This is a genomic window from Micromonospora sp. B11E3, assembly GCF_039871625.1.
Lineage (GTDB): Bacteria > Actinomycetota > Actinomycetes > Mycobacteriales > Micromonosporaceae > Micromonospora.
Genome location: NZ_JBDPMC010000001.1, coordinates 166,694 through 182,585, shown reverse-complemented (window position 1 = coordinate 182,585; position 15,892 = coordinate 166,694). Strand labels below are relative to the sequence as shown.

Below are 15,892 nucleotides of genomic sequence, written 5' to 3'. Positions count from 1 at the left end.
GACGTGAGCAAACGGCCGAAGACGGCGGGCTTCCTGTCGCGACTGCGTCGGCCGGCCGGCCGGCTCCGCGACATGCCGATCTGGTCGAAGCTCGGCCTCATCATGATCATGCCGACCATCGCCACGGTCGTGGTGGGCACCAGCGGCATCGTGGACAACCTCGACACGCTCGGTAACGCCAACCGCTCCGGTGACCTGGCCGGCCTCGTCGGCTACTCCGGCGACCTCGTCAACAGCCTCCAGGACGAGCGCACCTCCGCGGTGCTGCTCCTGGGCTCCGCGTCCGGCCAGACCCGGGAGCAGTATCAGGAGGCGTACAACCGGGTGAACTCCCGGGTCGACCAGGCCAAGAACCCGTACCTGCGGCAGCGCGCCGACATCCAGGGGCTCCCGCGCACCCTGGAGAGCCTGCTCGACGGGATCGACCAGAACCTGAGGGACCTGCCCGCCACGCGCAGCCAGGTCTTCAACGGCAAGCTGAAGATCGCCGACGCGATGCAGGCGTACGAGGGTCTGATCAACGACCTGCTCGCCATCCGCGACTCCGCCACCCAGCTCGCCGGTGACAACGACCTGAGCGACCGGATGCGGGCCGCCGCCGCCGTCGCCCGGGAGAAGGAGTACCTCTCGGTCCGCCGGGTCGTGGTGCACCGGGCGCTGATCCAGCGGGAGCTGACTCCCGTCCTGCGCACCGACTACATCGCCAGCGGCACCGGCCAGCAGCAGGCTCTGCAGAGCTTCAAGGCGGTGGCCAGCCAGGCGGAGGTGGACCTGCACGACCAGACGGTGGCCGGCGGCGACCGGCGTGAGGCCCAGAACTACACCGGCTGGATCGACGGCAACATCGACGGCAGCATGGCCAGCGCGCCCTTCGGCCCGGACCAGTGGGACGCGGCCATGGTGGCCAACGCCAAGCTGATCCGCGCGGTCGAGGTCAAGCTGGACGGCGACGTGGTCCGCCAGGCCGACGAGCTCCGCGCCGACGTGCAGCGGACGGTGTTCCTCCAGACCGGCGTGCTGCTCAGCATGCTGCTGCTGGCCATCCTGTTCGCGTACCTGGTCGCCCGGTCCATGGCCCGCTCGCTGCGCGACCTGCGCCAGGGCGCGCTCAACATCGCCCAGTACGGCCTGCCCCAGGCCGTCGCCCGGCTGCGCGACCCGCAGGTCTCCAACCAGCTCTCCCCGGTCCAGGTGGCCAACCAGATCGCCGAGCCGCTGCCGGTGCGCAGCAACGACGAGTTCGGGCAGGTGACCGAGGCGTTCAACGCGGTCCACCTGGAGGCGGTGCGGACGGCGGCCGAGCAGGCCGCGCTGCGCGCGTCGGTCGCGACCATGTTCGTCAACCTGGCCCGCCGGTCGCAGATCCTCGTCGACCGGCTGATCGGCCACCTCGACCGGCTCGAGCGCGGCGAGGAGGACCCGGACCGGCTGGCCGAGCTGTTCCAGCTCGACCACCTCGCCACCCGGATGCGCCGCAACGACGAGAACCTGCTGGTCCTCGCCGGCGCCGACTCGACCCGCGTGCAGCGCGAGCCGGCGGCGCTGACCGACGTGCTCCGGGCCGCCCAGTCCGAGGTCGAGCACTACACCCGGATCGAGTTCGGCGTGATCGACCGGGACATCGAGGTCGCCGCGCACGCGGTCAACGACCTGGTCCACCTCGTCGCCGAACTGTTCGACAACGCCACCGCCTTCTCCCCGCCGGACTCCCAGGTCATGGTGGAGGCCCGGAGGGTCGGCGACCGCGCCTCGCTCTACGTGGAGGACCGGGGCATCGGCATCAGCGCCGACCAGATGGGGGAGCTCAACGAGCGCCTCGCCACGCCGCCGCAGGTGGACGTGGCGGTCTCCCGGATGATGGGTCTGGTCGTGGTCGCCCGGCTGGCCTCCCGGCACGGCGTCAAGGTCGAGCTGCGGCCCGGCACCGACCGGGGCACCGTCGCCGACGTCACGCTGCCCACCGCCGTGCTGGTGCCCCGGGCGCTGTCCGGCCGGACCCAGCACGCACCCGCGCTGCCCGCGTCCGGCCCGCAGCCGGGCGCGGCGCCGACCCTGGGCGCCTTCGCGGCCTTCGGCAACAGCTCGACGTCCGCGCCGACGTCCCGGCCCGGACACTCCGGCAACCAGGTGACGCTGGGCGGGCGGTCGTTCGACCCCGCCCCGCGCAACGGCCACGGCTCGGCGGCCGGCCCGGTGCGGTCGATGCCGGCCTGGTCCGACCTGACCGGGACCGCCGGGACCGCCGGCGGCGACGTCCACGTCCCGCGGGTCGTCAACGGTCAGCCGGGCGACCCGCTGCCGCAGCGGCGCGCCGGTGACGGCGACGCGGGGCCCGGCGGGCAGCCGCCCATCCCGCGGCAGCTGCCCAGCAGCCCGGAGGCCCGGGGCTGGACCCCGCCGCCCGTCTCCGCGCCGCCGGTCTCCGGCATCCCGGTCTCGGCCCAGCCCGTCTCCGGCCCCCCGGTCTCGGGTCAGCCCTATCCGGGTTACCCCGTCTCGGGTCAGCCGTACTCGGCGCCCGTCTCGGGTCAGCCGTATCCGGCCCGGCCGGTCTCGGGTCAGCCGTACTCGGCGCCGGTCTCCGGTCAGCCGTATCCGGCCCGGCCGGTCTCGGGTCAGCCGTACTCGGCGCCGGTCTCCGGTCAGCCGCTGCCCACCCGGCCGGTGTCGTCGGCCCAGGCGCCGCCCGCCTGGCCGCCGGTGGCCGCGCCGGAGCGGGAGCCGGCCACTCCGCCGGTGCCCGAGCGCCTCGCCGCCGCCCTGGACATGACCACCGAGCTGCCGCGCGTGCCGCGTACCGACCTGTCGGCCGCGCCGACGGCCCCGCCCGCGCAGGCCCCAGCGGCCCCGCAGGCGCAGCAGCCGCAGCAGCGGTACGTCGACGAGACGATGGAGCTGCCGATCTTCCGGGAGCTCGAGTCGGCCTGGTTCCGTACCCGCCGACCGGCCCCGGAGGAGGCGGCCGGGGCCGCGGAGGCCCCGACGCCGGACCCGGCGGCGACCCAGCGGTTCGCCGCGGGCGACGCCAGCGGTCAGGCCGCACCGACAACAGCACCCGGCACGACAGGTAACGCACCGATGGCAGAAACACCGACGGCCGGAGGAATGTCCCGCGACAGCGGGCTGACACCCGGTGGCGGCATCCACCCCGGACAGACCGACGCCACATCCGGCCGGCGGTCCCCGCAGCAGCTCGGCGGCTGGGAGACCGCGGCCGACGACGGATGGCGTGCCGCCTCGGCGGCCACCGAGGTCCCCGTGGCGGAGACCACCCGCAAGGGCCTGCCGAAGCGGGTGCCGATGGCCCAACTCGTGCCGGGCGGGATCGAGAAGCCGGCCGCGCCGGTCCAACGCCGGACACCGGAGGCGGTCCGCGGTCTGCTTTCGGCATACCATCGAGGCGTGCAGCGCGGGCGTAGTCAGCCCGACGGCAACCCGACCAACCCGGAGGCGACTCCGGGAGGGCAGCAATCCTCGCAGTCTGGCTCAGGGCCGGTGGCCGGGAGCGGGCAGAAGGAGCAACAAGGATGACAAGTACGCAGGATCTCGGTTGGCTGCTGGCCAACTTCGCCGACCGGGTGCCCGGTGTCGCGCACGCGGTCGCCGTCTCCGCGGACGGCCTGCTCCTCGCGGCGTCACGGGATCTCCCGCGCGACCGGGCCGACCAGCTCGCCGCGATCGCGTCCGGGCTGGTCAGCCTCACCCAGGGCGCGGCCCGGTGCTTCGAGGGCGGTGCGGTGCTGCAGACCGTCGTCGAGATGGACAATGGCTTCCTGTTCCTGATGTCCATCTCGGACGGCTCCTCCTTCGCCGTACTCGCCGCCCGCAGTTGTGACGTCGGGCAGGTGGGGTACGAGATGGCCCTCCTGGTCGACCGGGTGGGCGACGCGTTGACCCCGCAGCCGCGCCCGGCTGTGGGGATGATGGGCTGACCCTCGCGCTGACCGGTGGGTCAGGCGGAGCAGCAACGACAACAAAGACGGGAACCACCGGGCTCAGCCGGTGTCGGGGACGAGGGAGGTGAGCGGCGACATGGTCGATCATGACGAGTCGACCGGGCCGTTGGTCCGTCCGTACGCCGTGACCCGTGGTCGCACCCGACCTCGGCTGGCCATCGCTCTGGAGGCGCTCGTCGAGACGACGGTGCGCGGCCGGGCCGCTGCCAGTGGCAACGGCGGCCAGGGCCGCGAGCACCAGTACATCGCCGCGCTGTGTGACGGACGTGTGCAGTCGCTCGCCGAGATCGCGGCGCGGATGCAGCTCCCGCTCGGTGTGGCCCGGGTGCTCATCGCCGACATGGCGACTGACGGCCTGGTCGCGGTGCACGAGCCGACCATCCTGGACGACTCCGACGACGCGGTGGGCACTGAACTGCTGGAGAGGGTGCTGAGTGGACTTCGCAGGCTCTGACATGTCGCACCGCCAGCCCGCCCCGAGCGGGCGGGTGACGTCGGCGAAGATCGTTATCGCTGGTGGGTTCGGCGTCGGCAAGACGACGCTGGTCGGCTCGGTTTCGGAGATCACGCCACTGACGACCGAGGCCATCATGACCTCGGCCGGCGTGGGCGTCGACGACACCCGGCAGGTGCCGGGCAAGGCGACGACCACCGTGGCCATGGACTTCGGCCGGATCACCATCGACCGGGACCTGATCCTGTACCTGTTCGGCACCCCGGGCCAGACACGGTTCTGGTTCATGTGGGACGAACTGGTCCGGGGCGCCATCGGCGCGGTGGTCCTGGTCGACACCCGACGCCTGGCCGACTGCTTCGCGGCGATCGACTTCTTCGAGCACCGGAGGCTGCCGTACCTGGTGGCCATCAACTGCTTCGACGGGATGCAGTACCACGACCCGCAGGACGTCCGGGACGCGCTGGCGATCAGCCCGGACATCCCGGTCGTGCCCTGCGACGCCCGCAACCGGGAGTCGACCAAGCACGTGCTGATCTCGCTGGTCGAGTACGTGCTGACGATGCGCCGCTCGCGGGCCGTCGCGCCGGCCTGAGTCGCACCGCGGGCGCCCGGTGACCGGCTACCGCCGGGCCACCGGGCGCTTTGCGCTGCCCGCCCGACGTCGGCGGTCGGAGTGAACCCACACCCATGTCGCCGACATGGCGGCATCGCGTGGGCTCAGATACCCCGATGTCGCCGACATGGGTGTGGTTCAGGAGACCCCCGACCGCCGGTCGTCAGGACCGGTATCCGGCGGAGCGGTACTCGTACTCCCGGTCGTCGTCGCGGTCGCCGGTGTCCCGGGTGAAGTCCCAGCCGCCCGCCGCCTCCCGCCCCGGGCGCCCGCCGACCGCGAACCCGCCGATCTCCTGTCCCCGGCGCCAGCCGCGGAAGTAGCCGGTGGTGTTCTCGGCCAGGCTGGCCGCGTCGCGGACGATCCGCAGTGGACGCTCCTCCCGCAGCGGCGAGCCGGGCACCAGATTGGCCTGCGGAACCCGCTTGGGCAGCCCGGCCTTCGTCTCGGCGCCCACGGCCGGGCGGGCGGCCTGCTCGGCCGCCTGCCAGCCGCTGTCGGCGGTGCTCGACCAGTCCGGCTCGGCGTCGTCACCGTGACCGACGAACCAGGCCGACTTGGTGGCCGCGAAGATCAGCAGGTCGCCGTCGCCCTCGTCCGAGACCGGCGCGGTCCGCCGTTCCAGCGGGGCGGGACGCGCCGGCCGCTGCTCCATGGCGGGGCGCTCCGGCTCCGGCCGGTGGAGGTCCCCCCGGTCGACGAGCCGCAGCGGCGGGTTCTCCAGGTGCGGGTCGGTGGCCGGGATCGGCCCCTCCCGCAGCGCCCGGTCGGCCAACGGCGGCGGCTCGACCAGCCGCAGCATCGGTGGCTCCTGCGGCAGGTCGTCGGCAAGCCAGGGCGGGGTGACCCGGCCCTCGCCCGGGCCCGGATCGGTCGGCGCGTCGACCTGACGGGGACCCCGCTCACCGAAGGGCCGTGCCCCGGGGTTGTCGGCGTCGCTGTCGGCGAGGTCGTCGGCGTTGTTGACCAGCGGCCAGTTCGCCCGCGAACCCGGGGGAGCGGACTCCGGGCCGGGACGGGGGCTCGGCACCGGGATGCTCAGGTCGGTCGCGCTGAAGGCACCGGTCGGCGGGCCGGCGTCGTCGGTCGTCTTTGGCCGGGGCGGGATGACCGTGCGCTGCCGCTCCGCGCGGGCGTTCTGGATCGCCGCCGTGGTGAGGGTGGGCCGGAAGGGCTCGCCCGCCTCGGCCGGCGGCACGGGCCGTTCCCGCTGGGCCGGGGCGATCGGCGTGATGCCCGGCGGTGGGGGCGGTGGCGCGGAGACCGGACGGTTGGTCGGGGCGTCCACGATGGAACGCGGCGGGGCCGACACGGGCGGCGCGGACACCGGCGGCGCGGACACCGGCGGCGCGGACACCGGCGGCGCGGACACCGGCGGGGTGGCCGAGGCGGCCGGGGCCACCGGGCGGGGGGCTACCGGCGGTGGCGCGACGGGCTCCGGCGCGACCGGCGGCGGGCCGAGCGGCCGGGGCGGCAGGGGTGGGTTGCCGCCGGAGACCGGCTCGGGCAGGCTGCGCCGGCCACCGACCGGAACGGGGTCAGTCTGGCTGCGCCGCCCCCCGGCCAGAAGGGAGTCGGTCGGGGTGCGCCGGCCACCGGTGGGCCCCTGCTCGGACTGGTTCGGCCGGATGGTGCGCAGGCCGCCGCTGGTGCCGCCGGTGAGGCCGGGTCGCTCGCCCGGCTCGCCCCGCCGGCCGGGAGCCTGAGCGGGGGTCGTGACCCGGTCGCTCAGCGCGCCGACCAGCGCCTCGCAGCCCGCGTCGCAGGCCCGTACCGAGGCGACGGCCTGGCGGACGGTCTCCGCCGCGGCCGAGGTGAGGGCCCGGCTGACCGCGGCGCGGCGCGGGGTCTCGGAGATGGCCACCCGCAGCGCGGTCACCGCGTCGTTGATCGAGTCGGCGTCCGCGACACCGTCGGCGGTCAGATGGGCGGCGATGGCGTCCGCCGCCACCGAGACGTCCCGGCCGCGGGCGATGGTGCCGCCGAGCATGCCCGGCTCGGGCAGGGCGTCCAGCACGGCCAGCGCGACCGGCTCGGCCGGGTCGGGGTATGCCCGCAGCGCGGCCGGATAGAGCTCCCGCAGCACCTCGCGCAGCGCCACGGCGGCGGAGTGCCGGCCGTTGGCGAGCGCGGCGTGCGCCGCGAGGACCTGCTTGTAGCCGGCGAGGTCCCGGGGGGCGGGCAGGGTGACGGCGGAGAGCGCGCCGGCCTGGAGGGCGCGGGCCAGCCCGACGGCCCGCCGCTCGGCCGGCGGGGACTGGATCTCCTCGACCGAGTCGTCGTCGGCGAAGCGCTCGGCGAAGTCGTCCACCGAGTCGTCGTCGGCGATCGCCAGGGGACGACCGGCGGCGCTGAGCAGCGAGGTGACCGTGTGGTCGTCGCTGTCGGCGGCGATCGCGGCGCCGCTCGGCCCGCCCGACCGCTCCACGAGCAGCGCGACCAGTTGGGCGTAGCCGGCCGGGTCGTCACCGATCTCGCAGACATGGAGCAGCCGGCCTGCGTCGTCGACCACTGCGGACGTCAGCGTCGAACCGGCCGAGGCCGGTCGGTCGGCCGGATCCGCCGAGGCCAGACCGCAGTACACGCGCACGAGCGCCACGGCGTCGTCCTCCTCCCGGGACTGAGGTCTTCTCTGCCAGAGACTGATGCTCCCTGGTACGCGTCAGTCGCGCCAGTCCACGACCGCAGAGATCTTGCCGACAATGGTGCGCCAACCGAGGCTGGCGGTCTGCGCGCCGATCTTCTTCAGCCGCCGCCGGCCGAGGAATCCGCCGAGCCCGCCGTTGACCGAGACGCGCAGCGCCTCGTCCAGATCGTCCAGGCTGGACCCGGCGGAGAGCATGTCCAGCACCGCGGGCATACGCAGGGCGTACGCGACGTCCCGGGCCACCTCACCGGCCTCGATGAGCAGGGGCGGGTCCCAGGCGTCGTGCCCGCCGCGCAGGTTCTCCACGACCAGGTCCAGCTCGTACGTGTCCTCGTCGAGCGGCGCGATGTCGGCCGGCTCCACCCGTTCGGCCAATTCATTCCAGCTGTCCAGCTGGGACATGTCGTTGGGCGCGCCGGAGCGGACGAAACTGACCAGCGACTCCGGTGACTTGAACAGCAGCAGCCGGCCCCGGTGGCTGAGGAAGATCGGCACCTCCTCGTCGCCCGCCTCGTCCTCGGCGTCCTCGTCCGACTCGTCGGCCTCCTCGGCCTCGGCGTCGGTGTCCTTGGCCCGGGACTTCGCCTTGGCCGCCTCCTCCTCGTCGGCCTCGGCGAACTCGGCGGCCACCTCCTCGTCGAGGATCACGACCTCGTCGTCGTCCTCCACCTCGACCACCTGTCGGCGGGCGAGGAACGGGTCGTCCTGGTCCCGCTCGGTGACGTCGGTGGGGGTCAGCTCCCGCGCCGGCCGGTACGCCCGCAGCGTGAAGCCGGTGCCGGCGGGCAGGTTGATCTCCACCGGGTCGATCCGCAGCTCGTCCCAGAGTGAGCGGTCGACGTTCCGCGCCGCCGGGCCGTCGGCGTCCTCCTCGGCGGTGGCGTCGGCGTTCTCCTCGACGGTGGCGTCGGTGTCGTCGAGCTCGGGCTCGTCGGCGTCGGGCCGTTGGGGCGACTGGCGGGCCACGCTGACCTCCGTGTGCTTCGGGCTGCCCACCCGGCGACGTCCGACCGCCGAGTGACTCTGGGCACATACCCTAGTGGGCGGCTCCGGCCGGCTGCTGCCCGCACCCCGGTAGCGGTCCGGCTGATGAACAAGTAGCGTTGCTACACGTGAAGGCCCAGGCGCTGCACGGACACCTCGACGCGCTGCTGCTCGCGGTGCTGGAGCGGGGCGCGCTGCACGGCTACGCCATCATCGAGGCGCTGCGGGCCCGCAGCGAGGGACACCTCGACCTGCCCACCGGGACCATCTACCCGGCGCTGCGCCGGCTGGAACGGGCCGGGCACGTGGCCAGCAGTTGGAGCACGGTCAACGGCCGGGAACGCCGGACGTACGAGCTCACCGACTCGGGGCGCCGCGCGCTGGCCGGCGAGCGGGACGGCTGGCGCGAGTTCAGCGCGACCGTCGGCCGCTTCCTCGGCGACAGCCCCGTCTCCCGGGCCTGACCCGCGGCCCCGAGCCGCACCGGTTCGCCCCACCCCCGTCCGTCGGCGGGCGACCGGAGTGGCCCGCCGCGGCCCGTCAGCGGGGCGACCGGAGTGATCCGCCGCCCGTCAGCGGGCCGCGAGCAGCCAGGATCGGGCCGCCCGGGCGAGCCACAGGAGGGCGGCCGTGACCGCGACCCCGCCGACGATCATCGGCGGCCAGGTGAGGGCCGCCTCCCACAGCCCCAGCGACCACGCGTACAGGGCCGCGCCGTTGAGCGCGCCCAGGCCGAGCGCCACCGTCAGGCCGAGCCCGACCAGCCGGGCGAGCCGGGGCAGGGCGGGGTGCGCCGACCGGGCCGAGGCGGCCACCAGCAGCAGCCCGGCCGCCGCGAGGAGGGCGATCGCCAGCCAGATCGCGTCGAGCGAGCCGGACAGCAGCAGGTAGCCGGCCGGTGGCCGCGGGCCCGTGCCGCTCCAGCTCGACCCGCGCCAGGTCAGGTCGCCCGCGGCCACCAGCACGCCGGCGACCGCGAGCACCCGCAGCGCCAGGCCGCGCAGCGAGCCGGCCGCCAGCTCCGCCTGGTAGGCCGGACCGAGGCCGGCGGGGTCGCCGAACTCGGCCACCGCCCGCCGCTCGGCCTCCGCCGCCGACAGCCCCCGGTCCCGGTACGCCTCGACGGCGTCCTCCAACGCGTGCCGGGCCTCGGTCAGCAGGTCGGCCTTGAGCCGAGCGGGGCCGCGCAGCCGGTCGTCCAGCTCGCGCAGCCGATCCTCGACGCGTACGACGTCGCAGCGGGCCATGGGGCGAGCCTGCCACGCCCGGGCGGCCGGCGCGTCGGGGAGATTCCCCGAATCCCGGCTCAGGGGCGGGGGGTCAGGGCCAGGTAGCCCCGCTCGGCCGCCTCCTGCAGCAGCCACTGGTCCCGGTACCAGCCCGGCGTCGCGACCAGCTCGGCGTGCCGGCCGCGCTGCGCCACCCGGCCGGCGTCGAGCACCACGATCTCGTCGAGGCCGGCCAGCCCGCTGAGCCGGTGGCTGATCAGCAGCACGGAGTGCCCGGCCGGCGTGGCGGCCAGCGCCGAGCCGAGCACCGCGTCGGCGGCGACCGGGTCGAGCCCCTCGGTCGGCTCGTCCAGCACCAGCACCCGGGGCGCGGCGAGCAGTGCCCGGGCCAGCGCGAGGCGCTGCCGCTGGCCGCCGGAGAGCTGGCCACCCTCCTCACCGACGACGGTGTCCCAGCCGGCGGGCTGGGCGCGTACCCAGTCCAGCAGGCCGGCCGCCCGGGCCGCGTCGGCCAGCTCGGCCTCGTCCGCGCCGGGCCGGCCGAGCAGCAGGTTCTCCCGGACGGTGGCGTGGAAGACGTACGCCTCGGCGAGCAGCCCGCCGACCGCCCGCGGCAGCTCCTCGGGCGGGTACGCCGACAGGTCCACCCCGTCCAGGGTGACCCGCCCGCTGTCGGGGCGCACCGCGCCGGTGAGGACGGCGGCGAGGGTGCTCTTGCCGGCCCCGCTCGGCCCGACCACGGCGACCCGCCGGCCGGCCGGCAGATCCAGGGCGAACCCGTCCAGCGCGGGCGCGGCGTCCGACCGGTACCGGACGGTCACCCGGTCGAAGCGCACGTCGTGCGGGGCGTCCGTGACCGTGGCGGCGGGCGCGGCCGACGGCTCCGGTCGCTCGGCCGCCGGGGCGGCCAGCAGGGCGGCCACCCGGACCAGCCCGGCCCGCAGCCCGGCCCGCTGCCGGGCGGCACCGACCAGGGCCAGCGCCACCTCGACGGCGGTCAGCGCGCCGACCGCCAGCACCCCGACCAGCACCCCGCCGACCCCCGCGCGGAGCGCGGTGACCACCACCGCCCCGGCGGTCGCCCCGGCGACCAGCACCCCGGCCGCGTCGACCGCGAAACCCGTCGCGGCGAGCCGCCGTTCGAGCCGGGCCAGCCGACGGGCCCGCCCGGCGGCGGCGTCCAGCGCGTACCCGGTCGCGCCGAAGGCGGCCAGGTCGGCGGCGCCGTGGGTGAGGTCGACCGCGTCGGCGGCGAGCGCGCCGCGCAGCGGGGCGACCTCGTCGGCGGCGCGGCGGGTCAGCGCGGTGGCCGCCAACGGCAGCCCGACCCCGGCGACCAGCAGCCCGACCGCGAGCACCCCGGCCGCCGCCGGGGAGACGGCCGCGGCCCCCGCCACCGCCAGCACGCTCACCAGCGCGGCGGCCGCCCCCGGCACGAGCACCCGGAGCAGCAGGTCCTGCACCGCGTCCACGTCGGAGACCAGCCGGCTCAGCGCGTCCCCGGTGCGCTGTCGCGCCGCGTCGCGCCGGCCGGCGAGGGTGGCGAAGACCCGGGCCCGGACGTCGGTGACCATCCGCAGCACGGCGTCGTGGCCGGCCAGGCGCTCCGTGTAGCGGAACACGCCCCGGCCGATCGCCAGCGCCCGGACGGCGACGATCGCCACGGTGAGCCGGTCCAGCGGCGGGCGGCCGGCGGCGCTCATCAGCAGCCAGGTCGCGGTGGCCATCAGGGCCAGCCCGGCGAACTCCGTGGCGGCGGCGAGCAGCCCCGCCCCGAGCAGCCGGCCCAGGTACGGCCGGGCGAGCCGGAGCACCGTCCGTTCGGCCGTACTCATGGCGCCACCTCCTGCGCGGGGGCCGGCGTCAGCTCGGTGACCCGGCCGTCCTCGACCCGCAGGACCCGGTCGGCGTCCTCCAGCAGGGCCGGCCGGTGCGCCACCAGCAGGGCGGTCCGCCCGGCGACGAGCCGGCGGGTGGCGGCCAGCACCACGGCCTCGCTGGCGCTGTCCAGCCGGGCGGTGGGCTCGTCGAGCAGGACGACGGGGGCGTCCCGGAGGAACGCCCGGGCCAGCGCGACCCGTTGCCGCTGGCCGCTGGACAGGCCGTGGCCGCGTTCGCCGAGCACGGTGTCGAGCCCGTCGGGCAGGGCGGCGACCACCTCGTCCAGCGCGGCGGCGGCGACCGCCGGGGCGAGGGCGTCGTCCGGGGTGTCCGGGGCGCCGAGCCGGATGTTGTCGGCCAGCGTCGCGGCGAACAGGTGGGCCCGCTGCGGCACCCAGGCCAGCTGGCGCCGCCACGCGTCCGGGTCGGCCCCGGCCAGGTCGACGCCGCCGACCGTCACCCGGCCCTCCGTCGGGGCGACGAAGCCGAGCAGCAGGTTGAGCAGGGTGCTCTTGCCGGCCCCGCTCGGCCCGACGACGGCGATCCGCTCCCCGGGCCAGATGGTCAGCGACACGTCCCGCAGCGCCACGGTCCGCTCGTACGCGACGGTCACGCCCTCGAGCCGGATCTCGCCCCGCCCGTCGGGAGCCGGCCGCGCCCCGGCCGCCGGGGCGGCGGTCGGCCCGGCGGGCCCGCCGGCGGAGAGGGTGAGCGCCTCGTCCAGCGCGGTCAGCCCCTCCATGCTGGCGTGGAACCGGCTGCCGGCCGCCCGCAGCGGCAGGTACGCCTCCGGGGTGAGCAGCAGCACCAGCAGCGCGGTGGACAGGGTCAGCCCGCCGCCGAGCAGCCGGATGCCCACCGGCACCGCCACCAGCGCCACCGACAGGGTGGCCACCAGCTCCAGGACCAGGGCGGACAGGAACGCGATGCGCAGCGTACGCATGGTGGCGACCCGGTGCCCGTCGGCCATCCGGCGTACCACCTCGACCTGGGCCCGGGCCCGGCCGAACGCGCGCAGGGTGGGCAGCCCGGCGACCATGTCGAGGAAGTGCCCGCCGAGCAGCGACAGCCGGCGCCACTGGCGCTCGGTGGCGGCCTGCGCCTGCCAGCCGAGCAGCGCGCCGAACACCGGGATCAGCGGCAGGGTCAGCGCGATGATCAGCGCCGAGCCCCAGTCGGCGAGCGCGATGCGGGCCAGTACGGCCAGCGGCACGGTGACGCTGAGCACGAGCTGCGGCAGGTACCCGGTGAAGTAGGCGTCCAGCGCGTCCAGCCCGCGCCCGGCCAGCGTGGCGAGCTGCCCGGCCCGCTGCCCGGCGACCCAGGCGGGCCCGTGCCGGCCGACGGCGGCCAGCAGGTCCTCCCGCAGCGTCGCCTTCACGGTCGCGGCGGCCCGCGCCGCCACCGTGCCCTGCGCCCAGGAGACCAGCGCCCGGCCGGCGACGGCGGCCAGGAAGCCGGCCAGCGCGGGCCGGTCCAGCCGGCCGTGGAACGCGGTCGCCAGCAGCGTGGCCAGCGCGGTGGCCTGCCCCACGACCAGCAGCGCCGTCAGCCCGCCGAGCACCGCGAGCACGGCGAGGTCGCGCCGGGCCGCGGGGACCCGGCGCAGCAGACGCGGGTCGAAGGGGCGGCGGTTCACCAGTACACCGGTGCCCTGCCGTCCGTCCGTCCCCGGAACACCCACCAGCACATCGCCTGAAAGCCTAGTAGGGCCGGCAGCAGCGGCACCGTGAGCCAGCCCAGCAGGGACAGGGTCGACCGGCTGGCCGCCGCGTCGGCGACAGCCAGCGAGAGCGCCGGGTCGACGGTGGAGACCAGCGCGTACGGCCACAGCGCCGCGCCGACCGCCGCCACCGGCAGGGCCAGCGCCGCGCTCGTGGCCGCGAAGGCGAGGCCCGGCCGCCGCTGGGCGAGCGCGACGCGGGCCGTCAGCAGCGCCGCGAACAGCGCAACCGGCAGCAGTACGGCGAACATCGGGCGCTGCGCCGCGGCGCGTACCCCGGCGGAGAGCCCGCCCGCGACGGTGGCCAGGGCGACCGCGGCGAGCGCCACCGGCACCAGCCGGCGGGCGGTACGCGCGAGCGCGGCGGCGTCGGCGACCGGCAGCCGGAGGGTGAGGAACGTCGCACCGTGCACGGCGACCAGGGCCGCCATGGCGAGCCCGCCGGCCGCCACGAACGGGGTGACCACGTGCCCGACGCCGGCCACGTGCCCGACGCCGGTCAGCGGCACGCCCTGGAGCAGGCCGGCGAGCAGCGCACCCCAGCCGAGCGCGGCGAGCAGGCTGCCGGCGACGACCACGCGGTCCCAGCGGGCCCGGGCCGACGCGGCGGCCGGGCGGCCACGCAACTGCACGCCGACGGTCACCGCGATCACCCCGACCAGCGCGGTGACGACCACCGGGTAGAACCCGGAGAGCAGCTCACCCTCCAGGGCGGGGAACGCGCCGAACAGGATGCCGGCGGTGGCCACCAGCCACACCTCGTTGCCGAGGAAGAACGGGCCGAGGGCGGTGAGCGTGGCGCGGCGGGACGTCCCGCCGCCCCGAGCGAGCAGCAGCCCGACGCCGTAGTCGTAGCCGCCGAGCACGAGGTAGGTGGCGAAGAAGAAGCCGAGCAGGGCGTACCAGGCGAGTTCCACGGGGGCTCCTCAGCTGAAGACGGGCACGGGGCGGGTGTCGTCGGTGCCCGGGCCGGGCGGGCGGCCGAGCGCCGGGTCCGCGGCGCCCCGGGCGGCGTGCCGGGCGAGCAGCACCCAGTTGGCGACGGCGAGCGTGCCGAGCAGCGCGGTGAAGCCGATCAGCGAGGCGAGCATCACCGGCGCGCCGACCGGGGAGACCGCCTGCCCGGTGGGGAGCAGCCCGTATGCCACCCACGGCTGGCGGCCCACCTCCCGGGAGATCCAGCCCAGGAGCACCGCCACGAAGGGCAGCGGCAGCGCCAGCAGCACCAGCCACAGCGGGAACCGCAGCCGGATGATCGCGTCCCGCCAGAGCAGCGGCAGCAGCAGCCAGAGGCAGCCCAGGGCGAAGCCGATCAGGATCATGAAGCCCAGCCCGACGTTGGCGAGCACCGGCGGGGTGTAGTCGCCGGGCCCGAACCGTGCCGTCCAGTCGGCGACCAGCGCCTCCTGCTCCGGGCTGCCGCCGAACTTGGTCGGCTGCACCCGCCCGACGGGGCCGAACTGGGCGAAGCCGAAACCCTGCACGAGGGTGATCGCGAGCGTCGCGGTGACCAGCCCGATCCGCAGCGAGGTGCGGAACAGCGCGTGGTCGGGGGTGCGCCGGATCAGGTGGTACGCGCTGACCGCCGCCATCAGCATCCCGCCGGTGAGCAGTGCGGCGGACACCACGTGCCCGAAGGCCATGCCGAGGGTGGGGTTGGTGAGCAGGGCGCCGAAGTCGGTGAGGTGGGCCACCCCGTCGCGCAGTTCGTAGCCGACCGGGTTCTGCAGCCACGAGTTGGCCACCATGATCCAGAACGCCGAGGCGTACGCGGTCAGCGCCACGCCCCACAGCAGCGCCAGGTGGACGCCCCGACGCAGCCGGTGCCACCCGAAGATCCACATGCCGAGGAACGTGGACTCCAGGAAGAACGCGACCAGCGTCTCGATGGCGAGGGGCGCCCCGAAGACGTTGCCGACGTAGCGCGACAGCTCGCTCCAGTTCAGCCCGAACTGGAACTCCATCACCAGGCCGGTGGCGATGCCCAGCACGTAGTTGATCACGTAGAGCTGGCCCCAGAACCGGGTCAGCCGCTCGTACGCCGGGTTGCCGGTGACCACCCAGGCGGTCTGGAGCCCCACCAGCAGGGTGACCAGCCCCAGCGTGACGGCGACGAACAGGAAGTGCGTCGAGGTGGTGATGGCGAACTGCAGCCGTGCGAGGAGCAGGGAATCCATGGCCGCCCTCCGGAGGAGTAGGCTCGCTTGTCATATCCAGCCTACACGTAGCCTCACGACATATTGTCGCGGCCGGTGTGGGCTGGGTGCCAGCTTGCGGGTGGCTGAGCTTGGGGGTCGGGCCGACTGCGCCCGGCTCCGGGCGGTCAGGCTTGATCCCTCCGCCGGGCGCGGTCGGCCCGACCCCGCCGTGGTCGCGGCCCGCCCGGGCCGGTAGCACAGACG

Annotated in this window: 11 protein-coding genes and 1 pseudogene; 5 read left to right on the top strand and 7 right to left on the bottom strand. The window is 75.7% G+C overall.

What is annotated here, in order from left to right:
- The first annotated feature begins 3 nt into the window (after positions 1-3).
- The 4 genes from ABGB16_RS00815 (at position 4) to ABGB16_RS00800 (ending at position 5,005) form a co-directional block, all read left to right on the top strand.
- Positions 4-3,531 carry a nitrate- and nitrite sensing domain-containing protein gene (locus ABGB16_RS00815; RefSeq protein ID WP_347665975.1) on the top strand — a complete coding sequence of 1,176 codons (3,528 nt, stop codon included), beginning with the start codon at positions 4-6 and terminating at the stop codon, positions 3,529-3,531.
- A complete protein-coding gene (locus tag ABGB16_RS00810; RefSeq protein ID WP_347665974.1) occupies positions 3,528-3,932 on the top strand; it encodes a roadblock/LC7 domain-containing protein in 405 nt (134 codons plus the stop codon). The genes ABGB16_RS00815 and ABGB16_RS00810 overlap by 4 nt, the downstream gene beginning before the upstream one ends.
- A gap of 100 nt (positions 3,933-4,032) precedes the next feature.
- A complete protein-coding gene (locus ABGB16_RS00805; protein WP_347666052.1) occupies positions 4,033-4,410 on the top strand; it encodes a DUF742 domain-containing protein in 378 nt (125 codons plus the stop codon).
- Between the two features lies 1 nt (position 4,411).
- The gene (locus ABGB16_RS00800) at positions 4,412-5,005 is read left to right on the top strand and encodes an ATP/GTP-binding protein (RefSeq protein ID WP_347665973.1); all 594 of its coding nucleotides are present in this window, start codon (positions 4,412-4,414) and stop codon (positions 5,003-5,005) included.
- 184 nt (positions 5,006-5,189) lie between these two features.
- On the opposite strand, the gene ABGB16_RS00795 is transcribed toward ABGB16_RS00800, so the two are convergent.
- Both ABGB16_RS00795 and ABGB16_RS00790 read right to left on the bottom strand, forming a co-directional pair.
- Entirely contained in the window at positions 5,190-7,625 is a 2,436-nt protein-coding gene (locus tag ABGB16_RS00795; protein ID WP_347665972.1) for a transposase, read from the bottom strand.
- A 63-nt stretch (positions 7,626-7,688) separates the two neighbouring features.
- Entirely contained in the window at positions 7,689-8,669 is a 981-nt protein-coding gene (locus ABGB16_RS00790) for a DNA primase (RefSeq protein ID WP_347665971.1), read from the bottom strand.
- Positions 8,670-8,785: 116 nt separating this feature from the next.
- Here ABGB16_RS00790 and ABGB16_RS00785 point away from each other — a divergent pair, with 116 nt between their 5' ends.
- Positions 8,786-9,121 carry a helix-turn-helix transcriptional regulator gene (locus ABGB16_RS00785; protein ID WP_347665970.1) on the top strand — a complete coding sequence of 112 codons (336 nt, stop codon included), beginning with the start codon at positions 8,786-8,788 and terminating at the stop codon, positions 9,119-9,121.
- A 108-nt stretch (positions 9,122-9,229) separates the two neighbouring features.
- Here ABGB16_RS00785 and ABGB16_RS00780 read toward each other — a convergent pair whose 3' ends face one another.
- From ABGB16_RS00780 to ABGB16_RS00760, 5 genes and pseudogenes are all read right to left on the bottom strand, one after another.
- Positions 9,230-9,904, bottom strand: a complete 675-nt coding sequence (locus ABGB16_RS00780) for a permease prefix domain 1-containing protein (protein ID WP_347665969.1) — start codon at positions 9,902-9,904, stop codon at positions 9,230-9,232.
- Positions 9,905-9,963: 59 nt separating this feature from the next.
- Positions 9,964-11,700, bottom strand: a pseudogene (cydC, locus tag ABGB16_RS00775) (thiol reductant ABC exporter subunit CydC); the annotation flags it as partial.
- 17 nt (positions 11,701-11,717) lie between these two features.
- On the bottom strand, positions 11,718-13,406 hold the full coding sequence (gene cydD, locus ABGB16_RS00770; RefSeq protein ID WP_347665968.1) for a thiol reductant ABC exporter subunit CydD: 1,689 nt from the start codon (positions 13,404-13,406) through the stop codon (positions 11,718-11,720).
- Entirely contained in the window at positions 13,403-14,407 is a 1,005-nt protein-coding gene (locus ABGB16_RS00765; RefSeq protein ID WP_347665967.1) for a cytochrome d ubiquinol oxidase subunit II, read from the bottom strand. The genes cydD and ABGB16_RS00765 overlap by 4 nt, the downstream gene beginning before the upstream one ends.
- A gap of 9 nt (positions 14,408-14,416) precedes the next feature.
- A complete protein-coding gene (locus ABGB16_RS00760) occupies positions 14,417-15,667 on the bottom strand; it encodes a cytochrome ubiquinol oxidase subunit I (RefSeq protein WP_347665966.1) in 1,251 nt (416 codons plus the stop codon).
- Positions 15,668-15,892 lie beyond the last annotated feature (225 nt).

Coding starts and splice junctions, on each gene's coding strand:
- ABGB16_RS00780 (WP_347665969.1), bottom strand. CDS start 9,904: ATGGCCCGCTGCGACGTCGTACGCGTCGAGGATCGGCTGCGCGAGCTG.
- ABGB16_RS00810 (WP_347665974.1), top strand. CDS start 3,528: ATGACAAGTACGCAGGATCTCGGTTGGCTGCTGGCCAACTTCGCCGAC.
- ABGB16_RS00760 (WP_347665966.1), bottom strand. CDS start 15,667: ATGGATTCCCTGCTCCTCGCACGGCTGCAGTTCGCCATCACCACCTCG.
- ABGB16_RS00800 (WP_347665973.1), top strand. CDS start 4,412: ATGTCGCACCGCCAGCCCGCCCCGAGCGGGCGGGTGACGTCGGCGAAG.
- ABGB16_RS00805 (WP_347666052.1), top strand. CDS start 4,033: ATGGTCGATCATGACGAGTCGACCGGGCCGTTGGTCCGTCCGTACGCC.